This window comes from Clostridium kluyveri (genome assembly GCF_001902295.1).
GTDB lineage: Bacteria > Bacillota > Clostridia > Clostridiales > Clostridiaceae > Clostridium_B > Clostridium_B kluyveri_B.
The window spans coordinates 2,954,446-2,970,980 of sequence record NZ_CP018335.1 but is presented as its reverse complement, the minus strand read 5'-3'; the positions used below and the strand labels follow the sequence as shown (position 1 = coordinate 2,970,980).

Annotated in this window: 15 protein-coding genes and 1 pseudogene; 14 read left to right on the top strand and 2 right to left on the bottom strand. The window is 33.1% G+C overall.

Going from position 1 to position 16,535, the window contains the following annotated elements:
• Nucleotides 1-38 precede the first annotated feature (38 nt).
• Nucleotides 39-2,279: an RNA polymerase recycling motor HelD gene (helD, locus tag BS101_RS14240; protein WP_073539424.1), complete on the top strand. Its 2,241-nt coding sequence runs from the start codon at nt 39-41 to the stop codon at nt 2,277-2,279.
• Between the two features lie 582 nt (nt 2,280-2,861).
• Here helD and BS101_RS14235 read toward each other — a convergent pair.
• Nucleotides 2,862-3,065 carry an alpha/beta-type small acid-soluble spore protein gene (locus tag BS101_RS14235; RefSeq protein ID WP_073539423.1) on the bottom strand — a complete coding sequence of 68 codons (204 nt, stop codon included), beginning with the start codon at nt 3,063-3,065 and terminating at the stop codon, nt 2,862-2,864.
• 150 nt (nt 3,066-3,215) lie between these two features.
• On the bottom strand, nt 3,216-3,989 hold the full coding sequence (locus BS101_RS14230) for an enoyl-CoA hydratase/isomerase family protein (protein WP_073539422.1): 774 nt from the start codon (nt 3,987-3,989) through the stop codon (nt 3,216-3,218).
• Nucleotides 3,990-4,144: 155 nt separating this feature from the next.
• Between BS101_RS14230 and BS101_RS14225 the strand changes: the two are divergent.
• From BS101_RS14225 to BS101_RS23900, 13 genes and pseudogenes are all read left to right on the top strand, one after another.
• A pseudogene (locus BS101_RS14225) lies at nt 4,145-4,333 on the top strand (LrgB family protein); the annotation flags it as partial.
• Between the two features lie 110 nt (nt 4,334-4,443).
• Nucleotides 4,444-5,073: an IS607 family transposase gene (locus BS101_RS14220; RefSeq protein WP_073539420.1), complete on the top strand. Its 630-nt coding sequence runs from the start codon at nt 4,444-4,446 to the stop codon at nt 5,071-5,073.
• A 68-nt stretch (nt 5,074-5,141) separates the two neighbouring features.
• The gene (locus BS101_RS14215; protein WP_073539419.1) at nt 5,142-5,444 is read left to right on the top strand and encodes a zinc ribbon domain-containing protein; all 303 of its coding nucleotides are present in this window, start codon (nt 5,142-5,144) and stop codon (nt 5,442-5,444) included.
• Between the two features lie 371 nt (nt 5,445-5,815).
• Complete coding sequence (locus BS101_RS14210) at nt 5,816-6,667, top strand: pentapeptide repeat-containing protein (RefSeq protein WP_073539418.1); 852 nt, start codon at nt 5,816-5,818, stop codon at nt 6,665-6,667.
• A 915-nt stretch (nt 6,668-7,582) separates the two neighbouring features.
• The gene (locus BS101_RS14205; RefSeq protein WP_073539417.1) at nt 7,583-7,786 is read left to right on the top strand and encodes a helix-turn-helix transcriptional regulator; all 204 of its coding nucleotides are present in this window, start codon (nt 7,583-7,585) and stop codon (nt 7,784-7,786) included.
• Complete coding sequence (locus BS101_RS14200) at nt 7,783-8,220, top strand: DUF6442 family protein (protein WP_073539416.1); 438 nt, start codon at nt 7,783-7,785, stop codon at nt 8,218-8,220. The genes BS101_RS14205 and BS101_RS14200 overlap by 4 nt, the downstream gene beginning before the upstream one ends.
• 741 nt (nt 8,221-8,961) lie before the next feature.
• Nucleotides 8,962-10,182: a macrolide efflux MFS transporter Mef(A) gene (gene mef(A) / locus BS101_RS14195; RefSeq protein ID WP_073539415.1), complete on the top strand. Its 1,221-nt coding sequence runs from the start codon at nt 8,962-8,964 to the stop codon at nt 10,180-10,182.
• Between the two features lie 214 nt (nt 10,183-10,396).
• A complete protein-coding gene (locus tag BS101_RS14190) occupies nt 10,397-10,984 on the top strand; it encodes a TetR/AcrR family transcriptional regulator (RefSeq protein WP_073539414.1) in 588 nt (195 codons plus the stop codon).
• 66 nt (nt 10,985-11,050) lie between these two features.
• Complete coding sequence (locus BS101_RS14185; protein ID WP_073539413.1) at nt 11,051-11,476, top strand: FMN-binding protein; 426 nt, start codon at nt 11,051-11,053, stop codon at nt 11,474-11,476.
• A gap of 60 nt (nt 11,477-11,536) precedes the next feature.
• Complete coding sequence (locus BS101_RS14180) at nt 11,537-12,064, top strand: flavodoxin family protein (RefSeq protein WP_242951278.1); 528 nt, start codon at nt 11,537-11,539, stop codon at nt 12,062-12,064.
• Nucleotides 12,065-12,205: 141 nt separating this feature from the next.
• Entirely contained in the window at nt 12,206-13,705 is a 1,500-nt protein-coding gene (locus BS101_RS14175; RefSeq protein ID WP_073539411.1) for a phytoene desaturase family protein, read from the top strand.
• A gap of 382 nt (nt 13,706-14,087) precedes the next feature.
• On the top strand, nt 14,088-14,759 hold the full coding sequence (locus BS101_RS14170) for a phosphatase PAP2 family protein (protein WP_073539410.1): 672 nt from the start codon (nt 14,088-14,090) through the stop codon (nt 14,757-14,759).
• Between the two features lie 7 nt (nt 14,760-14,766).
• The gene (locus BS101_RS23900; protein ID WP_242951277.1) at nt 14,767-16,464 is read left to right on the top strand and encodes an MGDG synthase family glycosyltransferase; all 1,698 of its coding nucleotides are present in this window, start codon (nt 14,767-14,769) and stop codon (nt 16,462-16,464) included.
• Nucleotides 16,465-16,535 lie beyond the last annotated feature (71 nt).

The following is a 16,535-nucleotide window of genomic DNA, read 5'->3' as shown; positions in this document are numbered from 1 at the left end:
TCTTATTTAATTATTCGTCAAAAAGGAGGGGGTATATCATGAACAGGAATGACGTTAAATGGAAGCTTGAAAATAAATGGCTGCAGGAGGTGCTTAAAGAAGTTAGAAAACAGTTTAGTGAAAAACATGATTTTAAAGAAAGATTTAAAAAGGATGCCATTAAAACACAAAGGGAACTGTGGCAGGATATAGGTTCTGTTTCCGTAAGCAATGGACTGGAACAGATTGTAGACTTCATGCAATTTATCAATACAATGAAAATGGAGAAGAGAAGCCATGAGTTTACCAAAAAACTTGAGGAAAAATATGAGAGAATGCTTTTATCACCCTATTTCGGAAGAATTGATTTCCTTGAAAAGGGAGATAAGAAAGCTGAAAAGTGTTATATTGGAATTTCAAATCTTATTAATGATAATTACGATATTCTCATATATGACTGGCGTGCACCAATTTCCAGCATGTTTTATGATTACGAAATTGGAGAGGCCAGCTACGAATGTCCTGAAGGAATTGTAGATGGGAGGATTACACTGAAAAGGCAGTATAAAATTAATAATGGTAAAATTGAGTATATGTTTGACAGTAATCTTAAGATAGACGATGAAGTGCTGCAGGATATCTTGAGTAAAAGCACTGATAGTAAAATGAAGACAATAGTAACAACTATTCAAAGAGAGCAGAATAAAGTAATTCGTAATGAGGAGTACAAAAATCTGATTGTCCAGGGTCCTGCTGGAAGCGGGAAGACCTCTGTTGCTCTTCATAGAATTGCCTATCTCTTATATAAACAGCGGGATAAAATAAAGCCTCAAAATATAGTAATATTCTCTCCCAATGATATTTTTAATGATTACATTTCCAATGTATTGCCACAGCTTGGAGAAGACAATATGTACCAGACCACATTTAAAGAATATATGCATGCGGCATTAGGCAGTGAGCTTATAAAGGAAAACTATTGCGAGATGATGGAATATATTCTCGTCTCTAAGAAGCAAGATTCTTACCAAAAGAGAATCAGCAATATAAAATTTAAGTCTTCTATGGAATTTTTAGATATATTAAAACGATATGTATCCTATCTTGAAAAGATGGATAGAAATTTTACGGATATTATTTTCAGAGGTAATTTGATAATTTCCTCTAAGGATATACAAGAATTATTTTTTAAAGATTATGTGCAGCTTCCGCTGAAGAGGAGGCTTGAAAAGATAAGAGAAAGAATTTTATTTCTTGTAGAGCCTTATAAAAAGCTGCGGATAGAAGAAGTGGATAGTGATCTTGAGGATTCGGATTCTTATATGGATAAAGTAGAAATTATGAAGAGAAGTACACTTGTAGTAAAGGAAGAAATGAAGAATATTTATTATGAAATCAATAGGATGACAGAACTTGATTTGGTAGATATTTATAAAAAACTTTTTGAGAAACTTGAATTTTTTTATGCAAGTTCAAATACTAAATACTGTGAGACGGAAATTGATAAAATCAAAAGTTATACTCTAGAAAAACTAAAGACTCGAATACTTAATTATGAGGATCAGCCGCCTCTTCTATATCTAAAAGGTGCCATTGGAGACCTCCCAAAAACCTCAGAAATCAAATATGTTATTATTGATGAAGCACAGGACTATACACCGTTACAGTATGAGATATTTCATCAGCTTTTCCAGTCTGCCAGTATTACCATACTGGGGGATTTACATCAATCCATCAATCCGTTTATGAATGTAGGAGATTATAGTAATATATCCAATATATTTTCAAAAGATAATACCTGCATAATAAATTTAACCAAAAGCTACAGATCAACAATAGAAATTACTAAGTTTTCAAGAAGGCTGCTTAATAAGGAGATTTCTGATGAATGCGTAGAAAGAAGTGGAGATGAGCCTTTACTCCTTGACTTCATAGATGAAGAGGCTATAAAAGAAAGACTTCTCGAGGATATAAAAATATATAACGAGAAAGGTTATAAATCAATTGGTATCATAACAAGAACCGTAAAGGAAGCAGAAGAGGTATACAGTTTCTTAAAAGATAAGGTTTATGTTAAATCCATAATGAAGGATGATGATGAATATGTAAGTGATACCTTGGTAATTCCGTCTTACCTTTCTAAAGGATTAGAATTTGATGTGGTGCTTATATATAATGCAGGAGATGGAAATTATAGTTGTGAGGAGGAAAGACTGCTGTTTTATACTGCCTGTACTAGAGCACTTCATGCTTTATGCATATACTATTCTGGTAAGATTACACCACTGCTGAAAGGTTAAAGGAAATTTGAGTAATAAAAAATAAGCAGTCACTACGAATTTACTACCAATCTAAGGTGCTAAATTTTATTCATATGGTAAATATTTATTTAACCTATATAAAATAATATTGTAACAATTAGGGAATATAATATACCTATAGTAAAATTATACACATTGGTTAACTTTATTATTCATTGTAAGTATGTAAGAAGATGATTACCAGTCATTGTGTCTAAGGTTGCAGGGCACGTTAAAATGGCTGCAACCACCATGACTCTATATAAATTACCGCACCCTTAAAGTAAAATTAAAATAGTATTAAAAATAGGTACTTAGCATTGTTAGGTGCTTATTTTTATATTTAAGCATTTAAAATATAACTGTTATATGTTTGTTTTTTGGCCAGATGTCTTTTTAACAAAGATTTAACGAGAAAAATATTTTTCCATTATAATCTTTGCATATAATGTAACTATACTAGATACCACATAAATATAAAAAAATAAATCTTTTATCACAAAGTGACACCCATTATTTAGGGTGTCTATTTTATTTACAAATAGTTGTTATATAGGACATTGGATTGTAACAAATATGGATTTATTTTAACAATTTATTTTCATAAGCCTCAATCATTTTTTTAACCATATTACCACCTGTTGGACCAGCTAGAGCTCCAATTTCTTTTGAGGGTAAATCCGCAGCATACTTTTTATTTAAATCTATACCTAATTCATTTGCTGTTTCTGTTTTAAGCTTATCTAATTTTTTTTCTGCACCTGGAACTAATGGCTTTTTTGACATAATTAATTTCCTCCTCTATTGATTTATGATATTATAATTTATGTAGTTTCCGAGGAATTAATCTAGAAAATTAGAGGTAATATTTAAATTAATTCTTAAAAATAGAATTAATTTAATTTTGGATCTATATATTAAAATTACGAATTGAAGTTACTTAAAGACTGGCTTTCTTTTTTCAATAAATGCAGCCATTCCTTCTTTTTTGTCCTCTGTTGAGAAACATAAACCAAATAGATTTTTATCGTATTCAAGAGCCTTTTCCAAATCTGTATCTCTGCCTTTTTGCAGGGCTTCCTTAGCCAAGCGGGTGCCTACTGGAGATTTTGTTAAAATCTTTTCTGCCATGGACATAGCTGTATCCATTAATGATTCCGGTTCTGTAACCTGGTTGGCGATTCCCAACCTTAACGCATTATCTGCACTGATGATGTCACCAGTAAATATTATCTCACTGGCTTTCCCTATTCCCACTAACCGCTGCAGTCTCTGTGCGCCACCGGCACCAGGTATAACTCCTAAGCCGGTTTCTGGAAATCCAATTTTGGCATGTTTTGAGAATATTCGGATATCACAGCCAAGGGCTACTTCTAAACCAGCTCCCAGTGCAAATCCATTAATAGCCGCAATAAATACTTTCCCCATTTTCTCCATTTCCAATGTACACTTTGACACAGCAAAACAGAATTGCCCGCCTTCTATTGCGTCCAAGCCGGCCATATGCTTAATATCTGCACCTCCAATAAATCCTTTCCCTTCACCAGTCAGAATAACAACCCGGCAATTATCATCATTTTTAATCACTTGGAGAACATCAAACAAATCTTCCACTGACTGTTGGGAGATTGCGTTTAAATTGTGGGGAGTATTCATTTTTATGATTGTTATTCTGTTACGATTTTCTAATAATAAAGTTTTATACGTCATTATAAAGCCTCCTACCTTAATAATTTCAATTTATCTTTTATTTAATTCATCTCCTTTTCGGTATATAATAGACTGTTCTGTCTATTATATCATTCTATTTTATAGGTGTCAATGAATTGATTAATATGGCCGACCTCTTGTATTTTTAAAAACAAATTTTTAACCCTTTGTTAATAGCCATAGCTATATTGATTATATTACTTACAAAACTGCATATAAAATATGAAGATTTTAATATTGGAGGTCAGCTTATCTCATTCTTTTTATATCCAGCAGCAGTTGCATTAGCCTTACCTGTGTACAAGAGATTCTCTTTATTCAAAAAAAATGCTTTGCCTATAATCAAAGTATTTTATGTGGTGGTAATAACAGTTAATAAAAATGTATAAAAAACCATAAAAATATATTGATTATTTTATATATTTTTGGTACTCTAGTATTAGAGGTGAAAATAATGTATTCGATAGGAAAATTTGCCGAAAAATTAGGTGTTACAATACAAACATTAAGAAATTGGGACAAAGAAGGGAAATTAAGTCCTATAAAGTTGGATAGTGGACATAGAAGGTATACAGAAGAACATTTATTGAAGGCTTTAAATATGATTCGAAAACCTTTATTACGAAAGACATTAATATATGCAAGAGTATCTTCAAATAAGCAAAAAAATGAATTAAAACATCAACTTGAAAACTTAAAACAATTTTGTATAGCTAAAGGCTATGTTATTGACGAAATATTTTCTGATATAGGAAGTGCTTTAAATTATAATAGGCCTGAGTTTCAGAAAATGTGGGATTTAATATTATCTAATCAAGTTGAAAGAATTATTATAGCTTATAAAGATAGATTTGCAAGATTTGGATATGACTTCTTTGAAACTATGTGTAAAAGATTTAATATAGAGATTGTTATTATGAATAAAGCAGAAGAAAAAACATATGAACAAGAAATGATAGAAGATTTAATGACAATAGTTCATGTTTTTTCTGCAAGGCTTTATGGAAGTAGAAGTTATAAACAAAAAAAGTTAATCAACGTGGTAAAGGAAGTAATAAAAGAAGATGTTCAAGAAGAAAGATGAAAACAAAGTTATACTTATGAAGAAAATACAGTGTTATCCTGCAAGAGAACAAATAAATCAGTTAGAACATGATAGAAGATAATAAAATTATAGTTATAGGGAATTTATCACAAGAGAAAATGATAAAAAACTCAGAGATTAAAAAGTTTAATAGAAGTATTAAGGAAAATTGGGGATTAGGCAAGTTTAAAACCTATTTAACATACAAGGCAAAATTGCATGATGTTGAAATAGTAAAGATTAACGAAGCATATACTTCAAAGATTTGTTCAAATTGTGGGAATCAAGTGATTCTTAGGTTCAGGTGGAGTTTGCTTGTAAGGAATGCCTTTCTCCATCTGAACTTTAGAAGAACTTATCCAGAGGCGTAGCAGTGCTTATCCACCACTTTAAAGAAGATGGGGGTGTTAGCAATGGTAGCCTTCGGATAAGTAAAGCTGATGAAGAATTACAGGTGTTATTTGTAAAGTATTTGGCAAGGAATACTTTGAAAGGAGATATTATATATGTTAGGACATTCAGCATTTAAAAGCAATAAAATAAGCCTAGCGCATTTTAATTTACCTTTATGAATAAAATTAGCATTAGTCGTGGTGAGTGTAGCTCATAATCTTCCTATGTTGTGACATAGTAGCAAATAATTATGACGAAAGTATTATACAGACATTGAAGTACAGGCTGTATATGATATAATTTAAGAGAAAAAAATCATTCCTATTTTTCTAAAATGAGGTAAATAAATATGATATATACATACAAAGATAAGTATACTAAAGAATTAAGGGTTGATTGTAAAGAATGTTTCGGGCTATGTTGTGTAGCATTGTATTTTTCGGCGTCAGAAGGCTTTCCAACGAATAAAGAGGCTGGCAAACCTTGTATAAACTTACAGTCTAACTTTAATTGCTCTGTTCACAAAAATTTGAGAAATAAGGGGCTTAAGGGATGTACTGCTTATGATTGCTTTGGTGCTGGTCAGAAGGTATCACAAGTTACTTTTAGTGGACATGATTGGCTTAAAAACCCGGAATGTGCTAATAAAATGTTTGAAACATTTTTGATTATGCGACAGCTTCATGAGATGCTATGGTATCTTACTGAAGCATTTATTCTGCAAAAAGACCCTCATATTAAGGAGAAGATAAGTTCATTAATAGACAATACTAAACAACTTACTCTTCTTGATGTTGACTTTCTATTAACATTGGATATAGCAGCTCATCGAACTAAAGTTAACGTACTGCTAAAAAATACCAGCAACTTAGTACGTACTAAGTTCCACAGAAAAAAGAATATTACTTCAAGAAGTTGTAATGTCACCTTTCCTAGATCAGATTATTTTGGATCGGATCTGAGAAAAACCAACCTTAGAGGTGCAGACTTGAGGGGAGCCTGTCTTATTGCGGCAAACATTAGGGGAGTTGATTTAAGTTGGGCTGATCTAATTGGAGCTGATTTAAGAGATGCCGATCTTAGTGGAGCTAATCTAACAAATAGTATTTTTCTTACTCAAGCCCAAATCAATACGGCTAAGGGAGATTCACATACAAAGCTACCTATCATGATAGTTCGCCCGACCTATTGGTCAAAATAATTAACTGTTAGATTGACATTGTGAAACAAAGTGAACAGGCTGTCAAATAAATCTTCAAGTGTTTTGTAAATTGGCTTCCAGTGTATGCCAGTGCTTTCTATTGCTATAAAGTGACAATCTTCAGAGGCTGTTCATGCTTTGAGGTCTTGCATTCCAGGAATTAGAGTGCTGAATTCTCGAATTTCACTTTTTGCTGGTTTGCCAATGGGACCATTTAGGGTGCAAGCTACAATAATATTTTTATGAAGGAACAGGTGTAGACTATGGGAATAATTATGTCTCAATACTTAAGCCCGGAGAAGAAGGGAAAGTTATTCTTGAGTATGATTTAGGTATAAGTGAAAAAAACTCTCAGGTACCACTTATTGTTCCATCAACAGAAAAATAGAGTAGACTGCATAGTGATTTTAATTTGTATTTTCTTATTTAACAATTTATTGAAACACTGTATTATTCAATTGAATTCTACGGTGTTTTTGCGTCGCACTTAAAAAAGTTCTCTGATAGCGGCCAGACTTAAAATATTCAAAAATGATGTGGATGGGGATTTATGAACTATATTGATGAGCCTAGTAAATATAAGCAAGAAAGAGTACATTGTAATATTGGTAGAGGAGTAGATGATTGGGATTGTCATAAAGATTGTGCACGTTGGGATAAAATTTAATATGTCTCAAGGAGCAGTTACAAAAAGGTGGCATAGGTTGATTGAAAATATAGTTAACAGGGATATGTAGGTTAGAGTATAAAATGAAAATATAAACAATGTTCTTTGATACTTAAAAATACGGTAGAAAATCGAAATTTTTATATAAGTTATTATCCAAACTTTATGGAAAGCTTACTTGACATTTTTAGCGATAATGATATACTAAAGACATGGAAAGTTTGCTTTCCGTAGAAAGGAGTAAAAATGTGAAAAATCGATTAGAAGAAATACGAAAGCAACATGGCATAAAGCAGGAAGATTTGGCAGCGGCACTTGGAGTATCAAGGCAGACAATCGGTTCACTTGAAAATGGTAGATATAACCCGTCAATAATATTGGCATTTAAAATAGCAAAATACTTTAATATGAGCATTGAAGAGATTTTTATTTATGAGGAGGAGAAAAAATGAAAAATAGTATTCATTACATTACAATTATAATTGGATTATTGTTGCTAAGTATAGGATTATATCTCGTTAAAGCAATTATTAAGCCTATTGACCCACAAGGAATGATGAAAGCTCTACCGTATATTTGTATCGGCCTTGGATGTGGCATTTTTGGTCGTGGTATGGGGGAAATAATCAGCCACAGAGCAATTAAAAATTATCCTGATATAAAAAAACAAATAGAAATTGATACACAGGATGAACGTAATAGTGCTATTAGAAACAGGGCAAAAGCGAAGGGATACGATATGATGATATTTATATTTGGTGCTTTGATGGTTGCCTTTGCTTTAATGGGTATTGATTTAACAGTTCTTCTTCTTTTAGTTTTTGCATATCTCTTTGTTGTAGGATATAGTAGTTATTATCGTTACAAATATGATAAAGAGATGTAGAAGGATTATGTATAAAATAATATTGAAAATAAGCGCTCGTCATTTAGGGTGCTTATTTTTATATTTTTTAACATACGCATAATGATATCATAACAATTAATAGTTATATTATATCGTGATAACTATAAATAATATATGCTACCTTCATCTAAAATAATATTATTCTTAAGTTATAAATACCTATCAATCTCACTTATATGAAAGTACCAACAATGTTTTGGTACTTATTTTTTTATTTTAAGAAGTTAGTAGAATATTGTGGATAATGTGTATAACCTGTGGATAAGTTGTTGATAACTTATGAATTAATAGGGAATAAAACACAAGGCAAAATAGTTAAAGACTTGTCTCTTAATAAAGATAATAAAGTAATAACCTTGTGTTAAATCGATTTTAATATTAATTATAATAATTGACAGAATCATATTATTTATGATAAAATGACATAAAATTTAGTGAATTAAAGGAGGGCATTCTATCTATGTATTCTGTACGTTTAAGATAAGCTGGCAATAAAAAAGTGGTAAAAACATCCATGAAAGTGGGCTTTTTTGTTGTACTTATTTTACGAATAGAGACATAGATACAGGTGAAGTGTAGCCATTTGAGGTTATAGTTTTTTCCTATGTCTTTTTAACGTTGGTATGCAGACTAAAGCTCGCATTGCGGATTTTAGCCTGCATTTTTTATTGCCTAAAGCCAGTATGAAACCAATAATAAAAATGCAAGGAGAGAATAGATATGACAAAAGAAAATTCAAATTGGAAACAAAAATTTTTTACTATATGGACAGGACAAGCAGTTTCACTTATTACTAGTGCTATTCTGCAGATGACGATTATCTTTTACCTTACGGAAAAAACTCAATCTGCAGTGGTGTTGTCAATGGCTTCATTAATTGGCTTTCTGCCATATGCGGTTTTTGGACCTGCCATTGGTGTATTGGTTGACCGTTATGATCGAAAGATGATTATGATTTATGCTGATTTAATTATTGCTTTGGCTGGTGGGGTATTAGCTCTTATTGCAATATACATGGAACTGCCAGTCTGGATAGTTATGGTAGTTTTGTTCATTCGCAGTGTTGGAACAGCTTTCCATTCTCCTGCACTAAGTGCGGTAACTCCTCTTTTAGTGCCAGAAGAAGAATTAACTAAATGTGCTGGTTACAGTCAATCTTTGCAGTCCATAAGCTACATTCTTAGTCCAGCTGCTGCGGCTTTTTTATATTCTGTTTGGGAACTAAATGCAATCATAGCTATAGATGTGGTAGGTGCTGTGATTGCATGTATTGCGGTGGCACTTGTTCACATTCCCAAGGTTAATATAGAGCAAGAGAACTTAAAGCGAAATTTTATTGAAGAGATGAAACAAGGGCTTTTTGTCTTGAAAGAAAATAAAGGATTATTTGCCTTGTTATTGATAGGAACACTATATATGTTAGTTTATATGCCAATCAATGCACTTTATCCACTAATCAGCATGGAACACTTTGCCGGAACACCGATGCATATCTCTATTACAGAGATAGCCTATGCCGCTGGAATGCTCACAGGAGGTTTGCTATTAGGACTGTTTGGTGGCTATAAAAAGCGAATCACCTTAATAACAGCGTCTATTTTTATGATGGGAGTTAGTTTGACTATTTCGGGGCTACTTCCTTCAAATGGATTCATCTTTTTTGTTTTGTGTTGTGGAATTATGGGACTTTCAGTTCCATTTTACAGCGGCGTTCAAACAGCCCTTTTTCAGGAGAAAATTAAACCTGAATATTTGGGACGTGTATTTTCTCTAACAGGGAGCATCATATCTCTAGCTATGCCTTTTGGCTTAATTCTTTCAGGAGCGTTTGCTGACAGAATCGGCGTGAGCCATTGGTTCTTGCTGTCTGGCATTTTAATCATTGGAATTTCGGTACTTTGTCCACTGGTTCCAGCTATCAGAAAACTGGAACAGAAATAAAGTAGCAAATGTGAAGTGATTCTTAGGTTCGGGTGGAGTTTGCTATAGAGAAATACTTATCTCCATCTAAACCTTATTAACAGTATTCTTATATACATAATTGACTAAAATATTTGTCTATGTTAGAATATGAATGAATTTAAAAGTATTCATTCATATTATTGCGTGAATACATAAATAAAGAGATTTTCCAAACTACAGGGAGGTAACTTACATGATTGATAAAAAAGCGGATATATTAAAGTGTGGGAGGGAGTTGTTCAGTTCCAAAGGGTTCAAAGATACAAGTATTGCTGAAATAACAAAAATGGCTGGTATGGCTACCGGTACTTTTTATAATTATTATCCTTCAAAAGATAAGCTGTTTATGGAGATTTATTTGGAAGAAAACGTGAAACTAAAAAGGAACATAATGGAATCTGTTGATTTAGAAGCCAGCCCCATAGATGTTATGAAGAAAATCATGTTTCTGAATCTCAAAGGAATGACATCAAATCCCATCTTAAAAGAATGGTATAACAGAGATGTTTTTAATAAAATAGAACAAAGTTTTCGTGAGGAAAACGGATTTGATTGTGTTGCTTTTTTATATGACAATTTTATTGAAATAGTAAAAAAATGGCAAATTAAAGGGAAAATGAGAAATGACATAGATGCTGAGATGATTATGGCGATTTTTTCTGCCTTAGTTAATATAGAAACACACAAGGAAGAGATTGGACTTAGATATTTTCCACAAGTTTTAGAATACTTAGCGGAATTTACAATGAAAGGCCTGATGGATTGCTCTGGAAAAGAATAATCTTACAAAGTGGAAAAATAAATTAAATGGGAAGCATAATTATTGTGAAAAGGAGTAATGTTAAAAATGAAAAAACAGGGAAAAAGAAAAATTGGATGGGTTATTTTTCTTGCAATTATTGCTGTATTAGGTATAGTAGGAGCAGTGGGCTGGCGGTATATATCAAAAGAACATAATGAAGCTAAAAATCTTTCTCTTGACGCTGTGAATTTCAGCAAGCTGAACGACGGTACTTATATCGGGGAGTACGAAGGCGGGATTTACAAATGGAGAGCCAATAAAGTACAGGTTACCGTGTCCTCGGGCAAGATTACTGATATTAAAATACTAGAGCATAAAGAAAATCAAAAGCCAGAATTTACAGGCGAGCTATATAATAGAGTAATAAAAGCCCAGTCGCTGCATGTAGATGTCATCAGTGGAGCTACTCTTACTTCAAAAGCCTATTTGAAGCCTGTGGAAAATGCTCTCATTAAGGCACAGAAAAAATAGAGAAGGATTTTGTTTTGCAATGTGGCAAGAATATATATGAAAAATTTAGGAGGTTTTATTATGAAAGTGGCAGTTATTTCCTATTCGTTAACCGGCAACAACGAAGCTTTAGCCAACAGTATAGCAGAAGAACTTGTAGTGGAACACATCAAAATTAAAGAAACTAAATCTAGGACTATTAGTTCAATTGTTCTGGACATGATTTTTAACAGAACACCACAGGTACAAACAACACCTGATAAATTAGGAAATTATGATTTGATTCTCTTTTTTGCACCAATTTGGATGGGACAAGTGGCTACACCGCTTCGTGCTTACTTAAAGCACCTTAAAACAAATCCCTGTAAATATGCTTTCATTTCAATAAGCGGTGGGGCCGATGGTGCAAATCCAAAACTAGCAGGTGAATTGAAAAAAAGAGTGGGAAAGGAACCTGACGCACTTATGGATCTGCATATCGCTGATCTATTGACTTCTGACCCGAAGCCAACTCGAAAAGATACATCAGCTTATCGAATAAATAACGGAGATATTAAAAAATTAACTGATATAATTATAAAAACTGTAAGAGAAATGATTCAAAACTAGAAGTGATTAAATTCTGGTTACGATAGAATTGGATATCCGGCGAAAGGTTTTATTTTACGAAATGATACAAGTTAAATCAACTCCACGTAAAAACATAATATTAAAACACGATAATTTATTATAAACTGAGGAGGTTATGAAATGAAAAATATAGTAATAATCGGTTCGGGAATTGGTGGCCTTATTGCAGGAAACCTTCTTGCAAAGAATAGCTATAAAGTAACCATATTTGAATCTCACAGCATGCCTGGCGGCTATACTGCCGGATTTTATAGGAATGGTTATTATTTTGAGAGCGGTACTCTTTCTTTTGAAGCCTCAGCATCAGTATTTAAGGCAATGAAGGATATCGGAGTGTTTGAAAAGATAGACTTCGTGAAACAGAAAATGAGATTTGTTTCGGAGGATATTGATGGGATTCCTGAGAATTACGATAATTTTAAAAAAATGATTTACTCTGCTTTTCCATCCGATAAAGAAAAGCTTGATAGGGTGTTTTTAGATTTGGATAAAATAGTTGATCTAATGGGGAACGTAGATGAACCCATGCCGTTTCTTTTAAGTGGACTTAAATTATTAAAATTAATGATTCCATATATCATGAACAGTCCAAAAGTGACGAAACTATCGAAAAAGTACGGAGATATGACCTCGTCGGATTTTGCCCAAATTTATTTTGAAAAAAACTCAAAATTGTTTAAGCTGTTCAGCGGATTTGGATATCCGGATATGCCGGCCATGTTTGTAGGCGCCAGTTTACCAGGAATGCTCACCGATTATTGGACTGTGAAAGGTGGGATGCAGTCATGGGCCGACGTTCTAGCTGAAAACTTCAGGAAGTTGGGTGGAGTTTTGAAACTGAGCTCATTTGTTGATAAGATAATCACAAAAAATGGAGTGGCAATTGGAGTTTCATGTAAAAACACCATTTATGAAGCAGATTATGTTATTTCTGCCGGAGATTATAAGAAAACCTTCTTGAAACTTTTAGATGACAATAGTCTTATTCCACAGGAACTCCTGAACAATATTAACAGGTCTGCTGTTTCAGAGAGCTTTTTCACAGTATATTTGGGGTTAAATATGTCAACTGAAGAACTTGGCAAATATATGAAAGTTCCTCATGTAATTTTTTTTAATAATAACCCTGATTATGATATTTATAATTCACAAGATCGAGAGTTTTTCAGTAAGACGTCTGTTTCACTTTATTCACCGTCAATGATAAATCCCAATCATGTTCCCAAAGGAAAAGCCTCATTGATGCTTCAGACTATGGTGCCTCACCATTGGATGAATAATTGGGGTAAAGGTGACAAGGAGATATATAAACAATTGAAAGAAAAAGCTATGTATGCAATGATAGAAAGGGCATCAAGACTGATCCCTAATTTAAAGGAATATGTCGAATATAAAGATGCTGCAACTCCACTGACTTATGAAAGATTTACCCATAATACCGATGGAGCAAGTTCCTCATGGAGTTGGAACCCAAAGAAGAAGTTCTATAAAAACACTATGAGCGTGAATGTAAAAACACCGGTAAAAAATCTATATATTGGTTCATGCTGGGCAATGCAGATTGGTGGTGTGCCCGGTGCTCTTGCAGCAGCTTACCAATGTGTTAAAAAGATAAAATGAAGTGGATATACTTTATTATAATAACAAGGTATGGTATAATTACTTACTAAAAGTAGACAATTTTAAGCTGACAGCTTTGCTTCGGGAGGCTGGATATACACTTCGTCGGCTGACTGCGAGATAAACTTTGGGATAATCAGGATTTTAAAATCGTAACTATACGCAGTAACCCATATAAACATCGGCAGCGGATTTTTAAGTTGTTACCAGAATGCCTGTATAGCGGCACAAGAGTTTGAAAATGCTGTCAATCAAAAGGTAATTTTTGATGAGGTATATGAAACAAATGCAGTATGTACTGTTTCAAGCCATTGTGGACAGAATACATTAGGTGTCTTGTTCATTGAAAAATAAAGGAATTCTATAAGTCAAGGAGGATAAATTGAAACGATTGAGGAACTTTATAAAAACCCATAGGCATTTCTATTGGGTACTTATGTTGATACCTATTTTAATCTGGTTTAAATATTTGGAGGTAACTTTAGTACCAGAGTATATGGTATACAGTCCGCTGGATGATCTGATTCCTATGGTACCTGTATTGATTGTCCCTTATTTGCTGTGGTTTCCCTATATAGCTTATGGTGTCATTTATACCGGGATTTATTCTAAAAGAGACTTTTATCGGCTGCTTATCTTTTTAGCAGGAGGAATGAGTATCGCTTATATTATCTATATGATTTACCCGAATGGTCAGGAGTTAAGGCCTGCTGTTCTGGGAAATGATCCGTTTTCTTTTATGGTAAGGCTCATTTATGAAACGGATACTCCAACCAATATCTGTCCAAGTGTTCATGTAATCAACTCCATTGCGGTACATTCAGCCCTATGTCACTCAAAGGCATTTGAGAGGGTGAAATACGGAAAACAAAAATCAGGCATATTAATGGTATTGATCTGTCTATCAACAGTTATGATTAAGCAGCATTCCATAGTAGATGTAGCCGGAGGGATCATGATAAGTGTACTTTTTAATATACTGCTTTATCATGCAATTGAACCTAAGGAAAAAAGGAAAGAATACTCCTTATCCCATTGTGTAGAGGAGGATTAGCAGTAATATGGGAATAAATATTTTTAAAAGTATATTTGTATTTTTTTTATTATCCTTATTAAATACTGTGTGGTATCTTTTTTTACCAAGAGACAAATTTTATGAAGATAACTTTTTTTTTCGGGAAAGAAAATGGGAAGAGAAAGGACTGTTTTACCAAAGGTTTTTTAAGGTAAAGCAGTGGAAAGGCATATTGCCTGAGTTGGGGAACTTTCTTCCAGAAGTGTTTAAAAAGAAAAAAATGGTATCTTTAGATAAAGAGTATGTTAAGCAATTTATTACAGAAACCTGCAGAGCTGAAATATGCCATTGGAGTATTATATTCACGGTGTTTCTGTATTTTCTATATCAAGTAAATTGGGTAAATACTGTGATGTTGGCAGTGGCAGTTTTGGTAAATATTCCATTTGTTATAATACAAAGGTACAACCGCCCAAGGATGGCTGCAATAATGAAAAGGCCGGACAGAAATAGTAATAAAATAAAAAAGTGCAAAGTTAAGCATATACCCTTCATGTACACCGGCAAAATATTATTTATCTCAGCTGATAATACCGGAAATGGGCATAAAAGTATTACAGAGGCCTTGAGGCATCAAATAAAAAAGCTGGATGCTACGAAACATTTGGAAGTGGTGGATGGATTTTCAATGGGGAATTATTTCTTTAGGTTCTTGAGTAAGTTATATAGCCCTATAGCCGTAAATGCTCCCCTTATATGGGGATGGGTATACAGACTTTCTAATCACATGGTAAATACTATTAATGTAATGTGTTCTCGGATCATTAAGAAGAAGCTGCTTCAATTGATGAAGGAGATAAAGCCTGATATTATTATTTCAGTCCATGCGGTTTTTACCGGTTCTGTAACAAGAATTTTAGAAAAAAAACATATGGAAATTCCCGTCATTTCATTTATTGCAGATCTTGACAATGTTTCGAACTTATGGGCGGATTCAAGAGCAAAGTATATACTTTGCCCCACTAAGGAAGCAGAAGACAAAATGAAATCCTTGGGAATACCTTCAGAAAGATTAAAGGTAGTGGGCTTTCCAGTAAGGGAAGAATTTTGCAGTGATATACCGGATATTGATATAGAAGTAAAAGATTCGGCTAATGGCAGTATATCTGTGCTCTTTATAAATGGAAGCCAAGGATCCAGGCAAGTACTTAAAATGGCAAAGAAACTTCTAAAAAATGGTAAGTGCAATGTTACGATTATAGCTGGAAAGAATGAAGCTCTTAGGAAAAAGTTAGAAAAACAATTAGCAGAATATTCAGAGGAGCAGGTCAGTATAATTGGTTTCACGAAAGAAATAAAAAAATATATGACAAAAGCGGATATTCTTATCTTACGAGCTAGCCCGAATGTTTTAATGGAAGCTGTTAATTTATGCAAACCAATTATTATAACTGGCGCGTTAAAGGGGCAGGAAGAAAAAAATCCGGAGTTTATAGAAAAGTATCAATTAGGCTGTATTTGTGAAAATTATAAAAAAATATCAAGTGTAATACAAGAATTATATGCATTTAATCAAAAAAAGATAGTATATCTTAAGAATAATATGGCTCGTTTTCGAAATCCTAAAGCAGCATATAACATAGCAGTATTTATAATTCAGCAATGTAATCAGCAAATCAAGGAGTATAGAAATACAAAGGAAATAAAATCAAATCCGGTAATTCATGATATAATTTCTCAATAAGAAAATAAGTATGGAAAAGTGAGAATATGCCGAAATGGAGCAGGAAAATTATAGAGTAAAACCAGCTTAAT